The organism is Mycolicibacter senuensis (genome assembly GCF_002101885.1).
Classification (GTDB): Bacteria; Actinomycetota; Actinomycetes; order Mycobacteriales; family Mycobacteriaceae; genus Mycobacterium; species Mycobacterium senuense.
Genome location: NZ_LQPS01000047.1, coordinates 51,221 through 72,685 on the forward strand (window position 1 = coordinate 51,221; position 21,465 = coordinate 72,685).

The 21,465-nt window shown below is 69.3% G+C and carries 24 protein-coding genes; 10 read left to right on the forward strand and 14 right to left on the reverse strand.

The features are described from left to right. The first annotated feature begins 27 nt into the window (after positions 1-27). Positions 28-540 (forward strand): pyridoxamine 5'-phosphate oxidase family protein, encoded by a 513-nt coding sequence (locus tag AWC24_RS18285; RefSeq protein ID WP_085087570.1) that lies wholly within the window; start codon positions 28-30, stop codon positions 538-540. A 5-nt stretch (positions 541-545) separates the two neighbouring features. After that, positions 546-728 carry a DUF2795 domain-containing protein gene (locus tag AWC24_RS18290; RefSeq protein ID WP_234807425.1) on the forward strand — a complete coding sequence of 61 codons (183 nt, stop codon included), beginning with the start codon at positions 546-548 and terminating at the stop codon, positions 726-728. A 7-nt stretch (positions 729-735) separates the two neighbouring features. Here AWC24_RS18290 and AWC24_RS18295 read toward each other — a convergent pair whose 3' ends face one another. The 4 genes from AWC24_RS18295 to AWC24_RS18310 all read right to left on the reverse strand — a co-directional run bounded on the left by AWC24_RS18295 (position 736) and on the right by AWC24_RS18310 (position 3,036). Further along, complete coding sequence (locus tag AWC24_RS18295; protein WP_085087576.1) at positions 736-1,524, reverse strand: RNA polymerase sigma factor SigF; 789 nt, start codon at positions 1,522-1,524, stop codon at positions 736-738. Further along, positions 1,521-1,958 (reverse strand): ATP-binding protein, encoded by a 438-nt coding sequence (locus AWC24_RS18300; RefSeq protein WP_085087580.1) that lies wholly within the window; start codon positions 1,956-1,958, stop codon positions 1,521-1,523. The genes AWC24_RS18295 and AWC24_RS18300 overlap by 4 nt, the downstream gene beginning before the upstream one ends. A gap of 205 nt (positions 1,959-2,163) precedes the next feature. Further along, a complete protein-coding gene (usfY, locus tag AWC24_RS18305) occupies positions 2,164-2,475 on the reverse strand; it encodes a protein UsfY (protein WP_085087583.1) in 312 nt (103 codons plus the stop codon). A 177-nt stretch (positions 2,476-2,652) separates the two neighbouring features. Then, positions 2,653-3,036, reverse strand: coding sequence for a hypothetical protein (locus AWC24_RS18310; RefSeq protein WP_085087586.1), 384 nt, complete (start codon positions 3,034-3,036; stop codon positions 2,653-2,655). A 142-nt stretch (positions 3,037-3,178) separates the two neighbouring features. Between AWC24_RS18310 and mbp1 the strand changes: the two genes are divergently transcribed. The 3 genes from mbp1 to AWC24_RS18325 all read left to right on the forward strand — a co-directional run bounded on the left by mbp1 (position 3,179) and on the right by AWC24_RS18325 (position 4,581). Then, on the forward strand, positions 3,179-3,418 hold the full coding sequence (gene mbp1, locus AWC24_RS18315; RefSeq protein ID WP_085087589.1) for a microaggregate-binding protein 1: 240 nt from the start codon (positions 3,179-3,181) through the stop codon (positions 3,416-3,418). Positions 3,419-3,563: 145 nt separating this feature from the next. Continuing rightward, positions 3,564-4,235, forward strand: a complete 672-nt coding sequence (locus AWC24_RS18320; RefSeq protein WP_085087592.1) for a winged helix-turn-helix domain-containing protein — start codon at positions 3,564-3,566, stop codon at positions 4,233-4,235. A gap of 31 nt (positions 4,236-4,266) precedes the next feature. Then, the gene (locus AWC24_RS18325) at positions 4,267-4,581 is read left to right on the forward strand and encodes a hypothetical protein (protein ID WP_085087594.1); all 315 of its coding nucleotides are present in this window, start codon (positions 4,267-4,269) and stop codon (positions 4,579-4,581) included. Positions 4,582-4,603: 22 nt separating this feature from the next. Here the strand turns inward: AWC24_RS18325 and AWC24_RS18330 are convergent, their stop codons facing one another. The 4 genes from AWC24_RS18330 to AWC24_RS18340 all read right to left on the reverse strand — a co-directional run bounded on the left by AWC24_RS18330 (position 4,604) and on the right by AWC24_RS18340 (position 6,207). Beyond that, positions 4,604-4,918 (reverse strand): hemophore-related protein, encoded by a 315-nt coding sequence (locus AWC24_RS18330; protein ID WP_085087597.1) that lies wholly within the window; start codon positions 4,916-4,918, stop codon positions 4,604-4,606. A gap of 4 nt (positions 4,919-4,922) precedes the next feature. Next, entirely contained in the window at positions 4,923-5,342 is a 420-nt protein-coding gene (locus AWC24_RS18335; RefSeq protein ID WP_085087844.1) for a CBS domain-containing protein, read from the reverse strand. Between the two features lie 95 nt (positions 5,343-5,437). After that, positions 5,438-5,608 (reverse strand): hypothetical protein, encoded by a 171-nt coding sequence (locus AWC24_RS22580; RefSeq protein WP_165757762.1) that lies wholly within the window; start codon positions 5,606-5,608, stop codon positions 5,438-5,440. A gap of 212 nt (positions 5,609-5,820) precedes the next feature. Then, positions 5,821-6,207 carry a hypothetical protein gene (locus tag AWC24_RS18340; RefSeq protein ID WP_085087600.1) on the reverse strand — a complete coding sequence of 129 codons (387 nt, stop codon included), beginning with the start codon at positions 6,205-6,207 and terminating at the stop codon, positions 5,821-5,823. A 103-nt stretch (positions 6,208-6,310) separates the two neighbouring features. Here AWC24_RS18340 and AWC24_RS18345 point away from each other — a divergent pair, with 103 nt between their 5' ends. Continuing rightward, complete coding sequence (locus tag AWC24_RS18345; RefSeq protein WP_085087603.1) at positions 6,311-10,786, forward strand: DEAD/DEAH box helicase; 4,476 nt, start codon at positions 6,311-6,313, stop codon at positions 10,784-10,786. Then, positions 10,786-11,544 carry an endonuclease VIII Nei2 gene (gene nei2, locus AWC24_RS18350; RefSeq protein ID WP_085087606.1) on the forward strand — a complete coding sequence of 253 codons (759 nt, stop codon included), beginning with the start codon at positions 10,786-10,788 and terminating at the stop codon, positions 11,542-11,544. The genes AWC24_RS18345 and nei2 overlap by 1 nt, the downstream gene beginning before the upstream one ends. 97 nt (positions 11,545-11,641) lie before the next feature. Here nei2 and AWC24_RS22585 read toward each other — a convergent pair whose 3' ends face one another. Together AWC24_RS22585 and AWC24_RS18360 are read right to left on the reverse strand one after the other, a co-directional pair. Beyond that, positions 11,642-12,076 carry a hypothetical protein gene (locus AWC24_RS22585; protein WP_163705305.1) on the reverse strand — a complete coding sequence of 145 codons (435 nt, stop codon included), beginning with the start codon at positions 12,074-12,076 and terminating at the stop codon, positions 11,642-11,644. Positions 12,077-12,126: 50 nt separating this feature from the next. Beyond that, entirely contained in the window at positions 12,127-12,996 is an 870-nt protein-coding gene (locus tag AWC24_RS18360) for a pseudouridine synthase (RefSeq protein WP_085087609.1), read from the reverse strand. A 158-nt stretch (positions 12,997-13,154) separates the two neighbouring features. Here AWC24_RS18360 and AWC24_RS18365 point away from each other — a divergent pair, with 158 nt between their 5' ends. Beyond that, complete coding sequence (locus AWC24_RS18365; protein ID WP_085087612.1) at positions 13,155-14,531, forward strand: HNH endonuclease signature motif containing protein; 1,377 nt, start codon at positions 13,155-13,157, stop codon at positions 14,529-14,531. A gap of 102 nt (positions 14,532-14,633) precedes the next feature. On the opposite strand, the gene AWC24_RS18370 is transcribed toward AWC24_RS18365, so the two are convergent. The 3 genes from AWC24_RS18370 to AWC24_RS18380 all read right to left on the reverse strand — a co-directional run bounded on the left by AWC24_RS18370 (position 14,634) and on the right by AWC24_RS18380 (position 18,975). Then, entirely contained in the window at positions 14,634-15,536 is a 903-nt protein-coding gene (locus AWC24_RS18370; protein ID WP_085087625.1) for a hypothetical protein, read from the reverse strand. A 528-nt stretch (positions 15,537-16,064) separates the two neighbouring features. Then, positions 16,065-17,096, reverse strand: coding sequence for a hypothetical protein (locus AWC24_RS18375; protein ID WP_085087847.1), 1,032 nt, complete (start codon positions 17,094-17,096; stop codon positions 16,065-16,067). 157 nt (positions 17,097-17,253) lie between these two features. Then, positions 17,254-18,975, reverse strand: a complete 1,722-nt coding sequence (locus AWC24_RS18380) for a glycerol-3-phosphate dehydrogenase/oxidase (protein ID WP_174813636.1) — start codon at positions 18,973-18,975, stop codon at positions 17,254-17,256. Between the two features lie 182 nt (positions 18,976-19,157). On the opposite strand from AWC24_RS18380, the gene AWC24_RS23160 reads away from it, so the two are divergent. Next, on the forward strand, positions 19,158-19,592 hold the full coding sequence (locus AWC24_RS23160) for a hypothetical protein (RefSeq protein WP_234807426.1): 435 nt from the start codon (positions 19,158-19,160) through the stop codon (positions 19,590-19,592). Then, positions 19,589-19,969, forward strand: coding sequence for a hypothetical protein (locus tag AWC24_RS23165; protein ID WP_234807427.1), 381 nt, complete (start codon positions 19,589-19,591; stop codon positions 19,967-19,969). Before AWC24_RS23160 ends, AWC24_RS23165 begins: the two co-directional genes overlap by 4 nt. A 17-nt stretch (positions 19,970-19,986) precedes the next feature. Here the strand turns inward: AWC24_RS23165 and AWC24_RS18390 are convergent, their stop codons facing one another. Beyond that, a complete protein-coding gene (locus AWC24_RS18390; RefSeq protein ID WP_085087637.1) occupies positions 19,987-21,423 on the reverse strand; it encodes an NAD(P)H-quinone dehydrogenase in 1,437 nt (478 codons plus the stop codon). Between the last annotated feature and the right edge of the window lie 42 nt (positions 21,424-21,465).

Consider the following 21,465-nt stretch of genomic DNA (forward strand, 5'->3'; position numbering starts at 1 on the left):
GACGGCTGCGAAACGATGAGGTGAGCGGTGTGCATCATCGACGATGACATGCGCCTGATCGTGGCGAGCGCCAAGCTGGCATTCGTGGCCACCATCTGCGAGGACGGCTCACCCAACCTGTCGCCGAAGGAGTCGTTGCTGGTCTACGGCGACGAGCACCTGGCGTTCATGCACATGGCCTCGCCGACCACAGTGGCCGACCTGCGCCGCGATCCGCGCATCGAGGTGAACGTGGTGGACTTCCTGCGACGCCGCGGTTACCGCTTCAAGGGCACGGCGCAACTGCGTCCGCCCGGCGACGATGTCTACGAGTGGCTGCGGCAGTGGGTGACCGAGACCCAGGGGCCACAGTTCCCCTGCCGCGAGGCGGTGCTGGTCCGCGTCGAACGGGTGCTGCCGATCGCCTCACCGGTCTACATGTTCGGCGGTGCGCACGAATCCGAGCTCATTCGCACCTGGTCGGAGATCTACGGACTGCGCCGACGGGGAGTTTCCGGGGCGCTGCCGCCGGGTACTGCGCAGGGATGGGCTTCGAGGTGACCCAAGTGCAGAAGTGCCTTGCGGGTTTCGACTATCCGGGCACGGCGGAGCAGCTCGCCGATCACGCCCGGGACAACGGCGCCGAGCCGAAGCTGGTCGACACCCTGCGGGCGTTGAAGAAGGACAGCTTCGACGGCCCGGACGCGGTGATGTCGTCGCTGACCGTCCAGAACGCGCTGGGCGGCTGAGGATCGGCTACTCCAGTTGATCGCGCAGTTTGCCCAAGGACTTGGCCAGCAGCCGCGATACGTGCATCTGCGAGATGCCGACCCGTTCGGCGATCTGCGTCTGGGTCATCGATTCGAAGAACCGGAGCACCAGCACAGTGCGTTCCCGTTCGGGAAGCCCGTTGAGCAGCGGCCGCAACGCTTCGCGATCCTCGATCCGGTCCATCCCGGCGTCGATGTCGCCGAGGGTGTCGGCGATCGATCGGACGTCGTCCTCGTCGGAGCTGCCGCCGCTGTCGATGGACAGCGTGTTGTAGGAGCTGCCCGCCACCAGCCCTTCGACGACCTCCTCGCGACTCATCTCCAGCTCGCGGGCCAGTTCGGTTGCGGTCGGCGCCCGGCCCAGGCGTTGGGAGAGATCGGCGGTGGCCGACCCGAGCCGCAGGTGCAGCTCTTTGAGCCGGCGCGGCACCTTGACCGACCAGCTGTTGTCCCGGAAATGCCGACGGACCTCGCCCATGATCGTCGGGACCGCGAATGAGACGAAATCCGAACCGGTTTCGACGTCGAAGCGCGTGACGGCGTTGACCAGCCCCACCCGCGCGACCTGCACCAGGTCGTCCCGCTGTTCTCCGCGCCCTTCGAACCGGCGGGCGATGTGGTCGGCCAGCGGCAGGCACCGCTCCACGATCTTGTCTTTGCGGTTGCGGAAATCAGTTGAACCGGATTCGTATTGGGCGAGTTCGCGAAACATGTCGCCGACGTCGGAATATTCCGATCCTGACTGTGAGCCGCCCCTGGCGGCGCCCCGGCTCACTGCCTGGATTCCGCCCGCCGGGTCGTCAAGGTCACGCCGAACACATCACTGGCGCTGCCGGCTTCCTGACCGTCGTGAAAGGTCTGCACGTCGTCGACGAGGGAGGTGAGTACGTGCCAGCTGAAGCTCCCCGGCGTCAGCACCTCGCCGCCGTCGCCGGCGGCCGACGCCACGATCGTCACGTCGTCGTCTCCCGGGTCGATGATCACCCGCAGCGTGGCGTCGGGGGCGGCGCAGCGGATCAGCTGGGTACACAGCTCGTCGATAGCGAGCCGCAGATCGGCCACCGTATCGACATCGAGATCCTCGAAGGTCGCGATGGCGCCTACCACCATGCGCACCACCGCGAGGCTCTCCAGCCTGGGCGCCACCCGCAATTCGACGGCTCGCTCGCTGCACGACCGCAAGGTCCGGTCGCTGTGGATGTCGGTCATTGAGCCTCCCGGCGATATCGGTCTGAGACTACCGCTGCGCGCCGATGAGCTGTTCACGCCGTCAACACCGCACAGTCGGCCGCCCGGAGGTTGGTCACGGCAACCCTGTACCCGATCTGCCGGCAGGTCAATCATGCGGATTCCGGGACGCCGGGACCACAACGGCCCGGCCGGATACCCGGCCGGGCCGTCGTGTCTGGCGAGATCAACTGGTCGAATGCTGCCGCTGCACCTCGGGGTGGGCCAGCTGCCACTGCTGGTGCACCCGGCCGATCCGCCGGTTCTCCCACAGCAGCCACAGTGCCCCCAGGCCGGCCGCGAACACCGCGAGGGCCGCGACCGCCACCCCTTGCCGGTCGTGTCCGGTGGCGAAGGCGGTGAGGCAGCCGATCCCGGCGACCATGCCTACTACCAGCAGGCTGTAACCGGGCCAACCCATGACGTCGATCACGGCGCGGCCGGCATGCGGCCGGGTCGTCCGGACATGGTCAACGGGGTCATGAAACGTGTCGCCCATCGCTTTTTCCTCTCGTGATTCGTCCGGCCCATCCGGAGGCCGCGTCGCCGGGCCCCCGTGGTGTGGCGAACCCGTCTGCAGCCGAAAACTATCGTAAGCCGATGTGATCTAAATAACGCGTGTCTTTCAGAGACCTCACAGCCATACCGCAGCTATACCGATGGACGTGGGGTCTGATCAGCGCATACCGCTGATCGGTACAGCGCTCATGAGCAGTATGAGAAGCATCAGCGACATCAGAAACCAGCCGGCGCCCTGCCAGCCCCACCAGGTGCCGCGAGCGCGCCACACCCGGTAGGTGCGCAGGAAGGCGCGCAGGCCACCGGCGGCGAAGACCACCGGTGATGCCGCGGCGAGCACCGCCCGATACGGCCGTCCGCACGCCACCGTCTCGACCGCCGCGGTGCTCGCATCACAGGAGCTGGCCCACCATGCCGCCAGCAAGACGACCGCGACGCCGATCACGGTGATCACACCGGCGAATCTGACGGCCGAGCGAACCTCCGCGTCCTCCTGGCCCAGCCGGTCGCCACCGGGGCGCGGTTGCATGGGGCGTTCCATGTCTCCCACCGTCCGCGCTGATCGGCTCTGCGTCAAGGTGATTCGACGTTTGAGCGGCCGAGCTCCCGGGAAGCCTTGCAGGTGTGGCGGGCCGACAGTGCACAAAGGCCCGTCACATCCACGAAATCCAGGGAGGGATTTTATGTCGGACCAAGAGAAGAGCGGGCCCGAAGAGGGCTTCCGCGGCGCCGTCGAGGGCGTCAAGGGCAAGGCCAAGGAAGCCGTCGGAACGGTGACCGGCAACGACGAGCTGGCCCGCGAGGGCAAGGCACAGCAGGACAAGGGCGAAGCACAGCGCGACGCCGCCAAGCGCGAAGCAGAGGCCGAATCGGCCCGTGCGGGCGCGAAGGCCGCCGAGTCACGCGAACAGACCCACCAGTAGCCCGATTGAAGGCAGGCCCGGCCCGCTCCGGTGGGCCGGGCCTGTTGCTGTGCGGTTACTCACGCCCCGGAGCGGGTAATAGTGCCTGAAGGGCCTAGCAGAGCACTTGACGGCGCTGGAGTACATCGGAGGGTTGGAGTCAGCGATGGAGATTCTGTTACTGACCGACCGGGACGAGTTCGAACAGACCCTGTCGGCCTTACGCGTCTTCGGGCATTCGGTCGGCCGCGCGCCGCTGGATGTGACCCGTGCGGGCTGTCGCGGCGCCGCAGCGGTATTGGTGGACGGCTGCACCGAACTGGCGAGCGCACGCGAGACCTGCCGGCGACTGTGCGGCTGGGCGCCGTCGGCCGCGGTGCTGGCCGTGGTGGCGGCGGAAGACTTCGTCGCCGTCGACATCGACTGGCAGGTCGACGACGTGCTGGTCGCAACGGCCGGACCCGCCGAAGCACATGCGCGGCTGCGGCTGGCGCTGGCGCGCCGACGCGAATCCGAACAGAGCGCACTGCAATTCGGCGAGCTGATCATCCATCCCGACAGCTACAGCGTGTCGCTGTCCGGCCGTGAACTCGATCTCACCCTCACCGAGTTCAAGCTGCTCAACTATCTGGTCCGGCATGCCGGTCACGCGTTCACCCGCACCAGGCTGTTGCAAGAGGTGTGGGGCGGTGAGGGCAGCCGACGCAAGGTCGACGTACACGTGCAGCGGCTGCGCGCCAAGCTCGGCGCCGACCACGAGTCGATCGTCGACACCGTTCGCGGCGTGGGCTACATGACGCCGGAATCACCGCAACCGCAATGGGCCATCGCCAACTGACCTGACTCGATCCGAGGGGAGCGCCGAGCACATGACCGATCGACCCGATATCGATCCCGCCACCAACACCACCGACGACGACACCCTGCCGCCGAGCGAGGCCACCGACTCCGACGAGCTGCGCAACGACGACGGCGATGCGACCGTCACTCCGCCGGACAGCTGGCAGCCGGTCGATGAGGCGACCAACGAGTCGCTGGACGACAAACTGGCCGCCGAGCGTCCGGACACCGGGCTGGGACGAGACCCCGACGAAGCCGGCCAGGCAGTGACCGGTGGCCGGCACCGTGCCCAGGTCTCCGGCAGCCCCGAAGACGGCGACTCGTACTACAACGTCGAAGAGTGACGGCGTCGAAGAGTGACCCGGCTCAGTAGTAGTCGCAGTCGTTGGCCAGCGGGCTGAACAGCGCGACGTACTCGGGCGCCTCAGGCCGGTGCTGCGCCTGCTCGACCAGCTGCTGACGCTGCGGCGGCGGTGCGGCCAGGAAGTTCTGCAGCCAGGCCTGGGCGACCGGGGTCGCGTTGAACTGCTCGGCGACGCCCGGTGATTGGTCGTTCATCGCCGACACCACCTGCCAGTAGCTGCAGGTGGTGTCGACCGCGGCGCCCGGGTCGGCGGACGCCGCGGGCAGCCCGGCGATCAGCGCCAGCGCAGCGCACCCGCCCGACACCGCCGATCGCATCGGGCTAGCGATTCGCCGTCGCGGCGCTGATGTCGGCGAGCGCAGAGTGCTCGTCGCGCTCGACAGCCAGATCCCCGATGCTCAGTACTCCCGCCAACCGGTCGCCGTCGATGACAGGCAGCCGGCGCACCGCCTTGCTGCGCATCAGCGCAACGGCGTCGTCGAGGCTCGAATCGGGCCGAACGCTGACGAGCTCCTGGCTGCTGCATACCTCCCCGACCGGCGTCGAGAGCTCTTTGCCTTCGGCGACGACCCGGACGACGATGTCCCGGTCGGTCACGATGCCCTGGACGTGGCCGTCGCTGAGGACGACGACGTTACCGATATCGGCTCGGCGCATGCATTCCGCCGCTTCGCTGACGGGCATGTCCGCCGGAACGGTTTGTGGTGTGTGGGCCATGATCTCGGCCACGGTGCGGGCCATGTTCGCTTCCCTCCCTTGGCTGGCAGTCAGTCCAATGGCCTGCCTACCCAACAACATTGGGACTCAAACGGACTCCGCCGGCCGCACCGGCCGCTTCACCCGTCCTCGCTGCGGGCTTCGGCGCCGGTTTCGCCGACGTCCAGCGCGTCATCAGGGCTGACCCGCCCGACATGGGTAGCGTCCTCGTCCTTGCCGGTGGGCGGGCGCGCCCGGTGCGCCTCGGCTTCAACATCCGACTCCGCTTTGTCGCCCTTGCGCAACGCCATCGCCGACCTCCGAGGTTCGCTGTGTCGGCCACCTGCCGATGTGCGCCGCGTACCCAACGGGAAAGCGCGGTAATCATCTGGCGCCGGATGTGGCGGCTGTTTTCGCGGCTGGCCCGAACGGCTGCCGCACCCCGGTCACGCTCCAACCCGCACCAGCGTGACCGGATGGTGAGGCCCGGTATCGCGAGTACAGGCCGCCGGCCGGACCCGGGTCAGAAAAGCGCGAGCAGGGCCACCAGGTCGGCCGCCAGCAGCACCCAGCCGCACGCCCAGACCGCGATCCCGCCCCGGTGCGTTGCGAAGAAGAACGCCAGAAACAAGGTCAGCGCCGCAACGGCCGCCGCGCCGTGGTAAAGCAGGCCGAACAGTGACCCGTCCAGCTGCAGGCCGGGGCAGGCCGCGGTGCTGCACAACGCGGTGCCGGCCACCGCGCCCGGCGCGAACTCCATCAGCAGCACGGCGGCCGGCGCGGTCAGCAGCGACAACGTCCAGTTGATCCAGGTCCAGTCGCGCTGCGGCGCTTCCCGGGCGCGCGGTGCCGCTGCCGCGTCGGCGAATATCGGCCGCCCCGGCGGCGTCCTGTCATCCAGAATGGTCATACCCCGCCCCCCTGTCACCGCCACGGCTCGCGGATACCCGCTGCTGAGCGCCGCAAAACCGCACCACCGGGCAGCACCGCCCCGAAGTTGGCACGATGGCGGGGTGAGCCGAGAAACCCCAGCCGCGCTGGCCCGGTTCTCGGCGCTGACCCGGGACTGGTTCACCGGTACCTTCGCCGCACCGACCGAGGCGCAGGAGCAGGCCTGGTCGGCGATCGCCGACGGACACAACACCCTGGTGGTGGCGCCCACCGGTTCGGGCAAGACGCTGGCGGCGTTCCTGTGGGCGCTGGACCGGCTGGCCGCAGCCCCGGATGCGCGATCGGGACATACCCGGGTGCTCTACGTGTCGCCGCTCAAGGCGCTGGCGGTCGACGTCGAACGCAACCTGCGCACCCCGCTGGCCGGCATCGCCCGCATCGCGGCGCACCCTGACTATGCGGGCCTGCCCGCGCCGGCCATCACGGTCGGGGTCCGCTCCGGCGACACCTCCGCGGCGCGGCGGCGCGAGCTGGTCGCGCACCCACCCGACATCCTGATCACCACCCCGGAGTCACTGTTTCTGATGCTGACGTCGGCGGCGCGCGAGGCGCTGACCGGGGTGCAGACGGTGATCGTCGACGAGGTGCACGCGGTGGCCGGCACCAAGCGCGGCAGCCACCTGGCGCTGTCCCTGGAGCGCCTCGATGCGATGCTGGCGCGGCCGGCGCAGCGGATCGGCCTGTCCGCCACCGTGCGGCCCGCCGAAGAGGTCGCCCGGTTCCTGTCCGGGCAGTCCCCGACCAGGATCGTGGCCCCGCCGGCGGCCAAGACGTTCGAGCTGACGGTGCAGGTTCCGGTGCCGGATATGGCCAGCCCCGCCGAAGGCACCATCTGGCCGCAGGTGGAGGAACGCATCGTGGACCTCATCGAGGCCCACCGCTCCTCGATCGTGTTCGCCAACTCGCGGCGGCTGGCCGAGCGACTGACCGCACGGCTCAACGAGATTCACGCCGAGCGTTGCGAAGACGACACCGCTCCGGTGCTGGCGCGGGCCCACCACGGTTCGGTGTCCAAGGAGACCCGCGCCGCAGTCGAGGAGGATCTGAAAAGCGGGCGGCTGCGGGCGGTGGTCGCGACCTCGAGCCTGGAGCTGGGCATCGACATGGGTGCCGTCGACCTGGTCATCCAGATCGAGGCGCCGCCGTCGGTGGCCAGCGGCCTGCAGCGCATCGGGCGGGCCGGCCACCAGGTCGGGGAGGTCTCGGCGGGGGTGCTGATCCCCAAGCACCGCACCGATCTGATCGGCTGCGCGGTCTCGGTGCAGCGGATGCTGACCGGCCAGATCGAGACGCTGACGGTGCCGGCCAATCCACTGGACATCCTGGCCCAGCACACGGTGGCCGCGGCTGCGCTGGAGCCGCTGGACGCCGAGGCCTGGTTCGACACGGTGCGCCGGGCCGCCCCCTTCGCGACGTTGCCGCGCAGCGTGTTCGAGGCCACCCTGGACCTGCTCTCGGGGAAGTACCCGTCGACCGAGTTCGCCGAGCTGCGGCCGCGGCTGGTCTATGACCGCGACGCCGGCACGTTGACCGGCCGGCCCGGCGCCCAGCGGCTGGCCGTCACATCCGGTGGCGCCATCCCGGACCGCGGCCTGTTCGCGGTGTATCTGGCCGGCGCCCAGAAGCCGTCCCGGGTCGGTGAACTCGACGAGGAGATGGTCTACGAATCGCGGCCCGGCGACGTGATCTCGCTGGGCGCCACCAGCTGGCGCATCACCGAGATCAGCCACGACCGGGTGCTGGTCGCCCCGGCGCCCGGCCAGCCCGGCCGGCTGCCGTTCTGGCACGGCGACGGCGTCGGCCGGCCGGCCGAACTCGGCGCCGCGCTCGGCGAGTTCACCGGCGAGCTGGCCGGTCTCGACCGTGCCGCCCTCGACAAACGCTGCGCCGGTTTGGGTTTCGACGACTACGCGGCTGACAACCTGTGGCGGCTGCTCGACGACCAGCGCACCGCCACGTCGACGGTTCCCACCGACACCACGCTGGTGGTGGAACGCTTCCGCGACGAGCTCGGCGACTGGCGGGTGGTGCTGCACTCGCCCTACGGGCTGCGGGTGCACGGCCCGCTGGCGCTGGCCGTGGGCCGGCGGCTGCACGAACGCTACGGCATCGACGAGAAACCGACCGCCTCCGACGACGGCATCGTGGTGCGGCTTCCCGACGCCGACACCGACGCAGCCTCCGAGGCACCCGGTGCGGACCTGTTCGTCTTCGACGCCGACGAGATCGAGCCGATCGTCACCGCCGAGGTGGGCGGCTCGGCGTTGTTCGCCAGCCGCTTCCGGGAGTGCGCGGCGCGGGCGTTGCTGTTGCCGCGCCGGCACCCCGGTCGCCGCACACCGTTGTGGCAGCAACGCCAGCGGGCCGCCCAATTGCTCGATGTGGCCCGCCGATACCCGGCGTTCCCGATCGTGCTGGAGACCGTGCGCGAGTGCCTGCAGGACGTCTACGACGTCCCCGCGCTGACGGAGTTGATGGCGCGGATCGCGCAGCGCCGGGTGCGGGTGGTGCAGGTCGAGACGGCCACCCCGTCGCCGTTCGCGGCCTCGTTGCTGTTCGGCTACGTCGGCGCGTTCATGTACGAGGGCGACAGCCCGCTGGCCGAGCGTCGCGCGGCGGCACTGTCGCTGGACCCCACCCTGCTGGCGCAGCTGCTGGGCCGGGTCGAGTTGCGAGAATTGCTCGACCCCGACATCGTCGCCGCCGTCGCCGCCGAGTTGCAGCACCTGACCCCGGAGAAGGCCACCCGCGACGCCGAGGGGGTCGCGGATCTGTTGCGGCTGCTCGGACCGCTCACCACTGCGGAGGTCGCCGCGCGGGCCGGCGGATCGGAGGTGGGCGGTTGGCTCGAGCATCTGCTGTCCGCCCGGCGGGTACTGGCGGTGGCGTTCGCCGGGCGGTCCTGGTGGGTGGCGATCGAGGACATCGGCCGGCTACGCGACGGCATCGGGGTGGCGGTGCCGCCCGGGGTCCCGGCCGGTTTCACCGAACCGGTCAGCGACCCGCTGGGTGAGCTGCTGGGCCGGTTCGCCCGCACCCACGGCCCGTTCACCACCGGTCAGGCCGCGGACCGGTTCGGGCTGGGCACCCGGGTGGCCGCCGACGCGCTGGGCCGGCTGGCCGCCGACGGCCGGGTGGTGCGCGGCGAGTTCGCCGACTTCCCGGACTCTCCCGGCGAGCAGTGGTGCGACGCCCAGGTGCTGCGGATTCTGCGACGCCGGTCGCTGGCGGCGCTGCGTTCGGCGATCGAGCCGGTGTCCCCGGCGGCCTACGCGCGTTTCCTGCCGGCCTGGCAGCAGATCGGCGACCGCGGCGCCGCGTCCGGGCTCGACGGGCTGGCCGGGGTGATCGAGCAACTGGCGGGTGTGCCGCTGCCGGCATCGGCGGTCGAGCCGCTGGTGCTGGCGGCGCGGGTGCGCGACTACTCCCCGGCCATGCTCGACGAGCTGCTGGCCTCCGGGGAGGTGCTGTGGTCCGGTGCGGGCGCCCCGGCCGGCAACGCACCGGCCGCCGACGGCTGGGTCACCTTCCACACCGCCGAGTCGGCGCCGTTGACGCTGGCCCCCGGCGCGCCGATCGAATTCGGTACCGCCCACCGGCAGATCCTCGACGCGCTCGGCGGCGGCGGCGCGTTCTTCTTCCGCCAGCTCACCGGTGATGCGGGTGAAGCCGAGCTCAAAGCCGCACTGTGGGAATTGATCTGGGCGGGATGGGTCACCGGCGACACCTTCGCGCCGATGCGGACGGTGCTGGCAGGCACCCGGCGCTCCACCCCGGCACATCGCAGTAAGCGGCCGCCGCGACTGAGCCGGTACAGCGTCGCGCACGCCGCCGCCCGCCCCGCCGACCCGGCCGTGGCCGGACGCTGGTCGATGTTGCCGGCCACCGGGCCGGATGCGGGGTTCTCCACGGTGCGGGCGCACCACACCGCCGAGTTGCTGCTGCACCGCTACGGGGTGCTGACCCGCGGCGCGGTGGCCGCCGAGGCGGTGCCGGGCGGATTCGCCGGCCTCTACAAGGTGTTGACGGCCTTCGAGGAGGCCGGACGTTGCCAGCGTGGCTATTTCATCGAGTCGCTGGGCGCCGCCCAGTTCGCGCTGGCCTCGACCGTGGACCGGCTGCGCGGCTACCTCGACGGCGTCGACCCGGCGCGCCCGGAGTATCACGCGGTGGCGCTGGCCGCCGCCGACCCGGCCAACCCCTACGGGGCGGCACTGAGCTGGCCGGCGCATCCCGGCACGGCCCGGCCGGGCCGCAAGGCGGGAGCGCTGGTGGTGCTGGTCGACGGCGAGCTGGTCTGGTTCGTCGAACGCGGCGGGAGGACACTGTTGAACTTCGCCACCGGCGCCGACGCCGCCGAGGCGCAACGCGCCGCCGCCGGTGCACTGGCCCGGCTGATCGCCGACCGCCGGGTCGACGGAATCCTCATCGAGCGGGTGGACGGCGCGACGGTGCTAGAGATTCGCGACTCGCCGACCACGGCGGCCCTGGCCGACGCGGGATTTTCCCGCACCCCACGGGGATTGCGGCTGCGCTGATGCCCGAGGGTGACACCGTCTTCCACACCGCGGCCGTACTCCGCGATGCGTTGACCGGAAAAACGTTGACCCGCTGCGACATCCGGGTTCCCCGCTATGCCGTCGTGGACCTCACCGGACAGCGGGTGGATGAGGTGATCAGCCGGGGCAAGCACCTGTTCATCCGGGTCGGGCAGGCCAGCATCCATTCGCATCTGAAGATGGAGGGCAGCTGGCGGGTTGGCTCCCCGGTGCGGAGGGGCCCGCTCGACCATCGGGTGCGAATCATCCTGGAGGCCGGAGATGTTCGCGCTCTCGGCATCGATCTGGGGGTGCTGGAGGTGCTGGAGCGTGACCGCGACGGCGAGGCGGTCGCCCACCTGGGCCCGGACCTGCTCGGCCCCGACTGGGACCCGGGCACCGCCGTCGCCAACCTGCTGGCCGAGCCGCAGCGCCCGCTGGCCGCGGCGCTGTTGGATCAGCGGGTGCTGGCCGGCATCGGCAATGTCTACTGCAACGAATTGTGTTTCATCGTCGGACGATTGCCGACGTCCCCGGTTGCCGCGTTGACCGACCCGGCCCGGCTGGTGTCGCGGGCCCGAGAGATGCTGTGGGCCAATCGGCTGCGGTGGGCGCGCTGCACCACCGGGGACACCCGGCCGGGACGCCAACTGTGGGTGTACGGCCGGGCCGGCAAGCCCTGCCGGCGCTGCGGCACCGGGGTGGAATCGGACGGCGACGGCCGGATCAGTTTCTGGTGCGCCACCTGTCAGCGGTGAACCACGGCCCGGCCAAGGCGGCACCCGACGCCCGGGGTGATGACCCTGGGCGTCGGGCGTCGATATGCCTTAGCGAGGCGTCAGCGTCGCGGGCCGATCACGGCCAGCCGCCACACCCCACGCCGGGCAGGCAGCCGCCGCCGCCGCCGGGTCCGCCCCAGCCGGTCGGGCCGCCCGGGATCTGGCCACCGCCGCCGCCGGGCCCGCCGCCGCCGGTGGGTCCACCGGGGATCTCACCGCCGCCACCGCCCGGCCCGCCGCCACCGGTGGGCCCGCCGGGAATCTGGCCGCCACCGCCCCCGGGGCCGCCGCCACCGGTCGGACCACCGGGGGCTCCGGGCTCCCCCGGGTGCTCCCCGGGTGGCACGCCGGGTGCCGGTTCCATCGGAGTGGTCTCCATCGTGGTGGTTGTGGTGGTCTCTGTCGTGGTGGTGCTGGTCGGCGCTTCTTCCGTGGTGCCGCTGCAACCCGCCGCCACCAGCGCCGCTGTGCTTCCGAGGACGGCGATCGCCATCCTTCCGTGTGCCTTCATCAGAATCAGACTCCCCTCTGCTCTGTCGTGCCTTCCTGTACCCGGCACGCTCAGCGCTGAAACGCGCGCCGGCTGACGAAGCAACGTGGCCGGTCAGACAACGGGTCGGTGAACTCGAGCCGCTGCGCCAGCAGTTGCAGCGGGGTGGAGAAGTCGTCTGGGGCGACCTCGACGATCTCCGGATAGAGCGGATCACCATCGATGGACAGGCCGAGCGAGGCCAGGTGCACCCGCAGTTGATGGGTGCGGCCGGTGCGCGGGGTCAGTCGGTAGCAGCCGTCTCCCAGCGCTTCGACCAGCGTTTCGGCGTTGGGTTCGCCGGGCTCCTCGCGGGCCTGCAGGCAGCCGCGCCGTTTGACGATCCGGTTGCGCACCAGCCGCGGAAACTCGCCGGTGGGCGGCGCTGACGAGCGCGCCAGGTACTGCTTGCGCACGGCCCCGCGGGCGAACAGCGTCTGATAGGGCCCGCGCAGCTCCCGGCGGGTGGTGAACAGCAGAACCCCGGCGGTGAGCCGGTCCAGGCGGTGCGCCGGGCTCAACTCGGGAAGTTCCAGCTCACGGCGCAGCCGCACCAGCGCCGTCTGGGCGACATGGCGGCCCCGGGGCATGGTCGACAGGAAATGCGGCTTGTCGACCACCACCAGGTCGTCGTCGCGGTGCAACACCGGGATCTCAAAGGGCACGGGAACCTCTATCGGCAGGTCCCGGTAGAGAAAGACGTGGCTTCCGGCCGGTAGCACCGTCGTCTCGTCGACGACGACACCGTCGGCGGTCACCACCTCACCGGCGGCCACCTTCGCCGCGGCCGCCGCACCGAAGCGGGCGCGCAGCTCAGCGGCCACCGGCCCGCCGTGCAGGCGGAGCCGGGCCGGGCCCAAGCCGTCGCGTACCGGCAGCGGGGCGGGACGTCGGCGGGTCATCGCGGGGGCTCCTCGGGTTTCGGCACATCCGGCGCTTCCGGTAGGTGCCGTGAGTGTATCCCCGTACGGCTCATTGTTCACTGTAATCACTTGAGCCACTGCGGTTTTGCCTGTGGATAAATTCTGCAACCGTCGTACCGAATCGCTAGAATTAGCACATGCGTTCGAATGATCGGGAAGAAATCGTCGAGGTGTTCGACGCTCTTTCGGCCGATCTGGATCGGGCCATGGACCTGGACTTCTCGGCGCTGACCCCACCCGAATGCGTGGCACTGTTGCGGCGCTGCGAGGAATTGCGCCGCCGACTGCCGGCCGTGGAGCATCCGATGGTCAACCAAGTCGCCGCCACCGACACCGACGAACTGGGCGGCAAACCCCGCTGGGTGCTCGCCGACGAACTCGGCATCACCCGCGGGGAAGCCAGGCGCCGCATCGACGAGGCCGCCGACCTGGGACCGCGGCGCACCCTGACCGGCGAACCTCTGGCTCCGGTGCTGCCCGCGGTGGCCGCCGCCCAACGGAAAGGGCGACTCGGGGCCGAGCACATCGCGGTGATCCGCTCCCTGTTCGACTACCTGCCCGAGAGCATCGATGCGGGCACGCTGGCCCAGGCCGAGCAGCATCTCAGCGACCTGGCCGCCCACCATCGGCCCGACGAACTTGCCAAACTCGCCCAACGCGTCGCCGACTACCTGCGCCCCGACGGCAACCACACCGACAACGAGCAACGCGCCAAACGACGCGGCATCACCGTCGGCCCCCAAGATCGCGACGGCATGTCCGCGATCAAAGGCCACCTCGACCCGCACGCCCGCGCCGCCCTCGATGCCGTGCTGGCCCACTGGGCCGCCCCGGGCAGGTGCAACCCCGCCGATGAGACCCCGTGCCTGTCCGGCACCCCCTCACAGGCCCATATCGACAACGACCGCCGCTCAGCTGCGCAACGCAACCACGACGCCCTGGCAGCCATGGCCACCAACCTGCTGGCCTCCGGTGAACTGGGCAGCCATCACGGGGTGCCCGCCACCATCGTCGTGTCGCTGAGCCTGGCCGAACTCGAAGCCGCCGCCGGCAAAGCCACCACCGCCGGCGGCACCTGGCTGCCCCTGCACGACGTGATCGCACTGGCCTCCCACGCGCATCACTACCTACGCCTCTACGACGGCGCCAAACAGATCGCGCTGTTTCACACCAAACGACTCGCCAACCCCGGGCAGCGCTTGGTGCTCTACGACACCGAACGCGGCTGCACGCACCCGGGCTGCACCGTGCCCGCCCAGCTCACCGAGGTGCACCACAACCACGACTACGCCCAGCACCCCCGCACCGACATCGACGACCTCACCCTGCGCTGCGGGCCGCACCATCGGCTGCTGTCCGGCGGCTGGCGCACCCGCAAGCGCGCCGACGGGGTGATCGAGACGCTGCCCCCTGCGCACCTCGACCGTGGCCGACCGCGCACGAACAGCTATCACCACCCGGAGAAGCTGCTGCGCGACAGCGCCGACGGCGACGACGATCCCGAGCATCCGTAGCGGTGGCCAGGTGCGCGAATATCCCTGCGCACCAAAGACACATCGGCCACAACCGTCGGGGGTTGTGGCCGATGTGGCTTATTGGGTGCTGACTACTCCGGCTTAGCCGGCGTCGTCGCCGAGGCCGAGCATGTCCCAGATGCCCAGGCCGCCCAGGAAGTCGGTCAGCGTGGTGTCGTCGGTCACCGGGTCGGCGCCAACACCGAGCAGGCTGGTCAGCAGACCGCCCAGCGTCTGGTCACCCAGGGATCCGTCGCCGGCCGGGTCCATGATCGAGGTGCCGAGCTTGATGCTGTCGAGGAAGTCGTCCCAGCCAGCGCCGAGTTGCTCCGGGCTGATGCCCATCAGGCTCGCGATGGTGGCGTCACCGAAGCCGTTGTCGTCCAACAGCGAGTTGATCGTGGTGTCGCCGTCGATCCCCAACATGTCACCGAGCAGGTCTGCCACGGACGTATCCGGTGTCACGTCGATGCCGAGGAACGCCAGGTTCAGCAGACCGACGTACGGGCCGAACCCGAGTGCGGTCAGCAGGTCGCCGATGTCGGTGTTGATGCCGTCAGCCCCGCCGATGAAGCCGCCGATCAAGCCGAGGAGCGGTATATCTCCCAATGGGGCTGTGCCGTCGCCGGCAGGAAGTTCCACGTCATTCAGCAGGGCGGTGAGGTCGGTGGAGAGCAGGCCCATAGTGGCTGCGTCCAGCGACACGTTGTCCGGGTTCAGGTTCGCCAGCAGGACGCTCAGCTCCGAGGCGGCGTTGACCGGACTGGTCTCCGTTCCGAACAGACCCAGCACCTCGCCCATATTCCCGAACCCGAGCTGGTCAAGTAGGAACTGGAGGCTGCCGACAAAGTCGGTGATCACGGGCGCGGGGTCGGCGGTCAGCACGTAGTCGTGATGCACCGATGCGGACAGGCTGCTCGCAACCGTCGGAGCAACGGCCGCGCCCCCCAGCAAAGCCGCACCGGCCAAGGCGGTGCTGGCTGCGAATACGCCGGCTTTCGTCATGAAGCCACGCGGCTCCGTTGGCGTCGCAATGGAAAGAGTTGACATGTAACAGGCCCCCCTTCAGGGATCGGAATAATTCATGAAGTGATTTCCCACAACAGGGATTAACTTAAGCTGTCCTCAGCCTCGTGTCAATAGCCTCTCGATATTTTCCGTTGCGTCAGCAACCGGAGCTGGCAGGAAATTTCCAGTTCAGGTGCGCTATCAGCGAACTAGTGAGACAGTCGTGGTAGATGTACAGACTTCATGTGCGATAACAGATCACTTAGGGTTTTCTAGGTTTTCATCCGAGCGGACCGGCTAAAGTCAGCCGCAATAGCGGCCCTGTGCTAACACCCGGAAATAACGGTCAAACGGTATGAAGTTAATGCCCAGAAATACCGTTGAACAGAACGGTATGAGCGAAATACGCACCACGTCGGGGGCATTCTCCAGCAAACGTCGACTACCGGCCGGCCACGATGGGCGGGAAACAGGACCGCGCCCGGCCAGCTGGCCGGGCGCGGTTGGTCTGGAGCGCGGTCCTCGCTATGAGAACAGCAGGCCGAAGGCCTCTAAGATCTCGACGATCGGTGTTTCACCGGTGATCGTCAGGGCGCTGTCCTCGGGCAGGAAGCTGCTCAGCAGGGTGCCCAGCGTCTGGTCGCCCCAGATTAGGCCCGACGGGTCCAGGAACGTGCCGCCGAACGGGAACTGGGAGACGTATTCATCCCAGGTCTGGTTGGGTGTCATGCCGAACAGCAGCCCCAGGGTCGCATCGTCCATGGTGGTGCTGTTGGTCGCGCTGACCGGGAGCGTGTGCAGGTATTCGCCGAGGGTGGTGGCATCCAAGTGTTTCGGGCCCCCCATCAGCGGATCCCAGTCGACATCCCGGGTGTTCACTCCCAGTATCCCGGTCAACCAGTCCTCCAGCGAGCTGCCGACGTTCAGCTCGGGATGGCTGCAGCCGAGCAGGCCGCAGTTCATGATGTTCAGGTTTTCCAGGCCGAGCAGATTGATCGCGCTTCCCCACTGGCTGAGCAAAGAACCCAAGCCCACCGCGTTGGCCAGATCTTGCAGCGAGTGCTCGCCGGCGCCGTCCCCGAGCACCACATCGATCAGGTCGCCGAGGTCGACGTTGCCGATCGGGACGCCATCCACCAGCCAGTCGCTGCCGAAGCCGAGCAGGGACTCAGCGGTGGCGCTGTAGAGCGGAACGTCCAGCGGCATCCCGAAGATCTCGGTGAGACCGTTCAGGGTGGTGTGATCGGGATTCATGGCGGCCAGGAAGTCCGCCACCGACGAGTCGATGTTGAAGGCCCCGGTGCCGAACCCGCCCAGCATGTCGTTGAGGTCGCCCATGCCCCACTCGTCGAGCAGGGCCTGCAGGCTCTCGGCGAAGGTCGGGAAATCAACCAGCACTACGTTGGCGTGCTGCGCCGCGAACGGCAGCCCGGGAAGCTCGGTCCCCACCGCCGCGACACCGAACAGGCCGGCTCCCGCAAGAACGGTGGCCGCGGCCAGTGTGCCGCTTTTCGTCGCCAGCGCGTGCTGGCGCGCCCCCCCGAAAACCTCCGACATGAACCACACCTTCCGCGTACCCGGATCCCCCATGTGATCCAGCTGATGGAAGGAAAATAATTGCCCTTTAAATAACTGTCAAATATAAGTTAACGCCTATTTCAGACTTAATGCACGGTTTTTTCGCGGAGCCGTTCCCGGAGTAATGGATCCGGGTTTATGGAAGCGGAATCGGTTCCAGAATCTCTGTCCTGGCTTCGGGCGCCCTCGCCCGCAGCGCGTCCGCCGAGGCGTCATCGGGCTGTTCCTGCGACAGGATCTCGGCCTCCACCCGGGCGGCGTAGTTAGCCACCTCCGCGTCCACCGCGGCGTCGTCCCAGCCGAGCACCGACGCCATCACCTCGGCGACGTCGCGGGCGCAGTTCACCCCGCGATGGGCGTACTCGATGGAGATGCGGGTCCGGCGGGCCAGCACGTCCTCCAGGTGCAGTGCACCCTCGGCCGCGGCCGCATAGGCGACCTCCACCTTCAGGTAGGTGGGCGCCTCGGCGATCGGGTCCAGCAGCTCCGGCCGGTCCGCGGCCAGCGCCAGCACGTCGTGGATCAGCGAGCCGTACCGGTCCAGCAGGTGGCGCACCCGGTACGGGTGCAGATTCTGCTCGGCGCCGACGTGCTCGGCCTGGTTGACCAGCGCGAAGTAGCCGTCGGCACCCAGCAGCGGCACCTTCTCGGTGATCGTCGGCGCCACCCGGGTCGGGATGAACTCGGCGGCGGCGTCGATCGCGTCGGCGGCCATCACCCGGTAGGTGGTGTACTTGCCGCCGGCGATCGCCACCAGGCCCGGCGCCGGCACGGCCACCGCGTGCTCCCGCGACAGCTTGGAGGTGTCGTCGTTCTCCCCGGCCAGCAGCGGCCGCAGCCCGGCATAGACGCCCTCGATGTCGGCGTGGCTCAGCGGGGTGGCCAGCGCCGTGTTGACGTTGGTCAGCAGGTAGTCGATGTCGGCCTTGGTGGCCGCCGGGTGGGCCAGGTCGAGGTTCCAGTCGGTGTCGGTGGTGCCGACGATCCAGTGCGTGCCCCACGGGATCACGAACAGCACCGACTTCTCGGTGCGCAGGATGATCGCCGCCTCGGACACGATCCGGTCCCGCGGCACCACGATGTGCACGCCCTTGGACGCCCGCACGTGGAACCGGCCACGCTGACGCGACAGCGCCTGGATCTCGTCGGTCCACACCCCGGTGGCGTTGACCACCACATGCCCGCGCACCTCGGTCGTCGCGCCGTTCTCGGAATCGCGCACCGTCACCCCGGTCACCCGGTCGCCTTCGCGCAACATCCCCACCACCTGGGTGGAGGTGCGGATCACCGCGCCGTAGTGCGCGGCGGTGCGCCCGACGGTCAGGGTGTGCCGGGCGTCGTCGACGACGGTGTCGTAGTAACGGATGCCGCCGATCAGCGCGCTGCGCTTGAGCCCCGGGCACAACCGCAGCGCGCCGGCGCGGGTCAGATGCCGTTGCGCGGGAACCGATTTCGCCCCGCCCAGCTGATCGTAGAGGAAGATCCCGGCGGCCACATACGGCCGCTCCCACCACCGGTTGGTCAGCGGATAGAGGAACGGCAGCGGTTTGACCAGGTGCGGCGCCAGCGTGGTCAGCGACAGTTCGCGTTCGTGCAGCGCCTCGCGCACCAGGCCGAACTCCAGCTGTTCGAGGTAGCGCAGCCCGCCGTGGAACATCTTCGAGCTCCGGCTCGACGTTCCGGCGGCGAAGTCCCGCGCCTCGACCAGTGCGACCCGCAGGCCGCGGGTGGCGGCATCCAGCGCGCAGCCGGTGCCCACCACACCGCCGCCGACCACCACTACGTCGAACTGCTCGGTGCCGAGTCGCTCCCAGGCTTGTGCTCGTTGGTCAGGTCCCAGCGTGCTCACGCCTGCCAGGCTACGTGGCGCCCCGCGTCGCGCGGGTGTGACACCGGCCGCTACTCACCGCCGACACCGACCGACGCCCGGCCCGGCGAAACCAGTTCCGCTGACCGGTAGCGCAGCAGTGTCGGCGATCTCTCTTAGGATCGTGCCCAGTGCTGGTCGGGTTCAGCCGCGGCCACAAGCGGGGAGGCCACATGGCGAGCGGCAACAAGAAGGACTCCAACGACGGCTGCGCCACCGTGGTGGGTGGCGTCATCTTAGGCGCCGTGGTGCTCATCTCCGCCATCCCGGCACCCGTCTGGATCGCTATCGGAGTGATCGTCGCCGTAGCGTTCGTAACGTGGCTGACGTTCCGCCTGATAGACGTGGCCGGCCGACGCCAGGCCGCCGCGCAACGGCAGGCACAGGCTGAAGAGGCGGCACGAACCGCTGCTGCCAGACAGCAACGGCAAGATCGGATCCGGCAACGGAAAGCCCAACTCATCGCCAAGGTCGGTCAGCAGAATGCCGCGCTCGTCGAGCAGTGCGATCCTCGGCCAAGGCCGTCGCCGCTACCGAAGCAGCCAGCGAGGGCTGGCTTGGCGACATCGACTTCAAACCCGATATACGCGGCATCATCAACCGGTTGAGCCGGGCCTTGGAGCTGAAGAAGGTCGCCGATGAATTGGCGGCGCTCGACAACCCGAACGACGACGATCGCAAGATTCTGGCAGAGGCACGAACAACCATCGCCAGTCTGGAGAAGTCGGCGTTCGAAAGCGTCGAGCTGATCTCCCAATGCGCCTCCGAGGCGATGCGCATCGACGACTCGCTGCGCCAGGAACGCGAAGAGGCCCGGACCGCCGAGCAGCGCGCCGAGTTGCACGGCAAGCTGGGCGCCATGCTCTACGGCATCGAAGCCGCCCCTGAATCCGCCGCGACCAACTCCACCGCGGACGCCGTGATGGCACGGGTACAGGCGTATCGCGAGCTCAAGAACCAGATTCAAACCGTGCGCGAAGCCTGATCCGCCGCGGAGTCGCGTCAGTCCAGGTCATCGTGGGTCATCAGCCGCCGTGCCGCCTCGGTGAGCGAGCCCGACAGCGACGGGTACACCGCCAGGGTCTGGGCCAGATCGGCCACGGTGATCCGGTTCTGCACCGCCAGCGCGATCGGCAGGATGAGCTCCGAGGCGATGGGCGCCACCACCACCCCGCCGATCACCACCCCGGTCGCGGGCCGGCAGAACAGCTTGAGGAAGCCGTGCCGCATCCGGCTCATCTTGGCCCGGGCGTTGGTCTGCAACGGCAGCATGACGGTGCGCGCCGGCACCGTACCGTCGTCGATCTGGGACTGCGGCACCCCGACCGCGGCGATCTCGGGCCGGGTGAACACCGCCGCGGCCACCGTCCGCAGCCGGATCGGGGCCACCGCGTCACCCAGCGCGTGATACATCGCGATCCGGCCCTGCATGGCCGCGACCGAGGCCAGCTGCAGCAACCCGGTGCAGTCCCCGGCGGCGTAGATGCCGGGAACCGAGGTGCGTGACACCCGGTCGACCTGCAGATAGTCGCCGGGACCGAGCTCGATGCCGACCCGCTCCAGACCCAGCCCGGCGGTGTTGGGCACCGAGCCGACCGTCATCAGCGCGTGGCTGCCGGTCACGGTGCGGCCGTCGGTCATGGTGACCAGGACGCCGTCGCCGGTGCGGGTCACCGAGGCGGCCCGGGCGTTCTTGACCAGGGTGACGCCGCGCTCGGCGAACGAGCGCTCCAGCACCCGGGCGGCGTCGGGGTCCTCGTGCGGCAGCACCCGGTCGCGGCTGGCCACCACCGTCACCGGCACGCCGAGCTCGGTGTAGGCGTTGACGAACTCCGCACCGGTCACCCCCGAACCCACCACCACCAGGTGTTCGGGCAGCGTGTGCAGGTCGTAGAGCTGACGCCAGGTCAGGATGCGCTCGCCGTCGGGCTCGGCGTTGGGCAGGGTGCGCGGGCTGGCGCCGGTGGCGATCAGCACCACGTCGGCGTCGAGCACCCGCTGCGCGCCGCCGTGCTCGGTGACCAGGACCCGGTGATGCGCCAGCCCCGGCTCGGGGTCGATCAGCTCCCCGCGGCCGGCGATGACGTCGATACCGGTATTGACCAGCTGGGTTCGGATGTCGGCCGACTGCGCCTCGGCCAGCGACTTGACCCGCTGGTGGATCTTGTCGAGCTCGATCTCGGCGTCGGTGAAGTGGATGTCGAAACCCAGGTGCGGGGCCCGCCGCAGCTCGGTGCGCACCCCGGAGGAGGCGATGAAGGTCTTGGACGGCACACAGTCCCACAACACGCAGGCGCCGCCGATGCCGTCGGCGTCGACGACGGTGACCGTCACCACCTCGGGTCCCTTGGCCGCCGCCACCAGCGCGGCTTCATAGCCGGCCGGACCGCCACCGATGATCACGATGCGAGTCGAGGCACGCGTCGAGGCAGAAGTCACAGCGACCAACTTATCCTCGACACGACGTTTAAGCTTTCTGCC

Excerpts from the sequence above, each read along its gene's own strand:
- AWC24_RS18300 (WP_085087580.1), bottom strand. The coding sequence starts at position 1,958 with ATGACCGACATCCACAGCGACCGGACCTTGCGGTCGTGCAGCGAGCGA.
- usfY (WP_085087583.1), bottom strand. The coding sequence starts at position 2,475 with ATGGGCGACACGTTTCATGACCCCGTTGACCATGTCCGGACGACCCGG.
- AWC24_RS18310 (WP_085087586.1), bottom strand. The coding sequence starts at position 3,036 with ATGGAACGCCCCATGCAACCGCGCCCCGGTGGCGACCGGCTGGGCCAG.
- mbp1 (WP_085087589.1), top strand. The coding sequence starts at position 3,179 with ATGTCGGACCAAGAGAAGAGCGGGCCCGAAGAGGGCTTCCGCGGCGCC.
- AWC24_RS18320 (WP_085087592.1), top strand. The coding sequence starts at position 3,564 with ATGGAGATTCTGTTACTGACCGACCGGGACGAGTTCGAACAGACCCTG.
- AWC24_RS18325 (WP_085087594.1), top strand. The coding sequence starts at position 4,267 with ATGACCGATCGACCCGATATCGATCCCGCCACCAACACCACCGACGAC.
- AWC24_RS18330 (WP_085087597.1), bottom strand. The coding sequence starts at position 4,918 with ATGCGATCGGCGGTGTCGGGCGGGTGCGCTGCGCTGGCGCTGATCGCC.
- AWC24_RS18335 (WP_085087844.1), bottom strand. The coding sequence starts at position 5,342 with ATGGCCCGCACCGTGGCCGAGATCATGGCCCACACACCACAAACCGTT.
- AWC24_RS22580 (WP_165757762.1), bottom strand. The coding sequence starts at position 5,608 with ATGGCGTTGCGCAAGGGCGACAAAGCGGAGTCGGATGTTGAAGCCGAG.
- AWC24_RS18340 (WP_085087600.1), bottom strand. The coding sequence starts at position 6,207 with ATGACCATTCTGGATGACAGGACGCCGCCGGGGCGGCCGATATTCGCC.
- nei2 (WP_085087606.1), top strand. The coding sequence starts at position 10,786 with ATGCCCGAGGGTGACACCGTCTTCCACACCGCGGCCGTACTCCGCGAT.
- AWC24_RS22585 (WP_163705305.1), bottom strand. The coding sequence starts at position 12,076 with ATGAAGGCACACGGAAGGATGGCGATCGCCGTCCTCGGAAGCACAGCG.
- AWC24_RS18360 (WP_085087609.1), bottom strand. The coding sequence starts at position 12,996 with ATGACCCGCCGACGTCCCGCCCCGCTGCCGGTACGCGACGGCTTGGGC.
- AWC24_RS18365 (WP_085087612.1), top strand. The coding sequence starts at position 13,155 with ATGCGTTCGAATGATCGGGAAGAAATCGTCGAGGTGTTCGACGCTCTT.
- AWC24_RS18370 (WP_085087625.1), bottom strand. The coding sequence starts at position 15,536 with ATGACGAAAGCCGGCGTATTCGCAGCCAGCACCGCCTTGGCCGGTGCG.
- AWC24_RS18375 (WP_085087847.1), bottom strand. The coding sequence starts at position 17,096 with ATGTCGGAGGTTTTCGGGGGGGCGCGCCAGCACGCGCTGGCGACGAAA.
- AWC24_RS23160 (WP_234807426.1), top strand. The coding sequence starts at position 19,158 with ATGGCGAGCGGCAACAAGAAGGACTCCAACGACGGCTGCGCCACCGTG.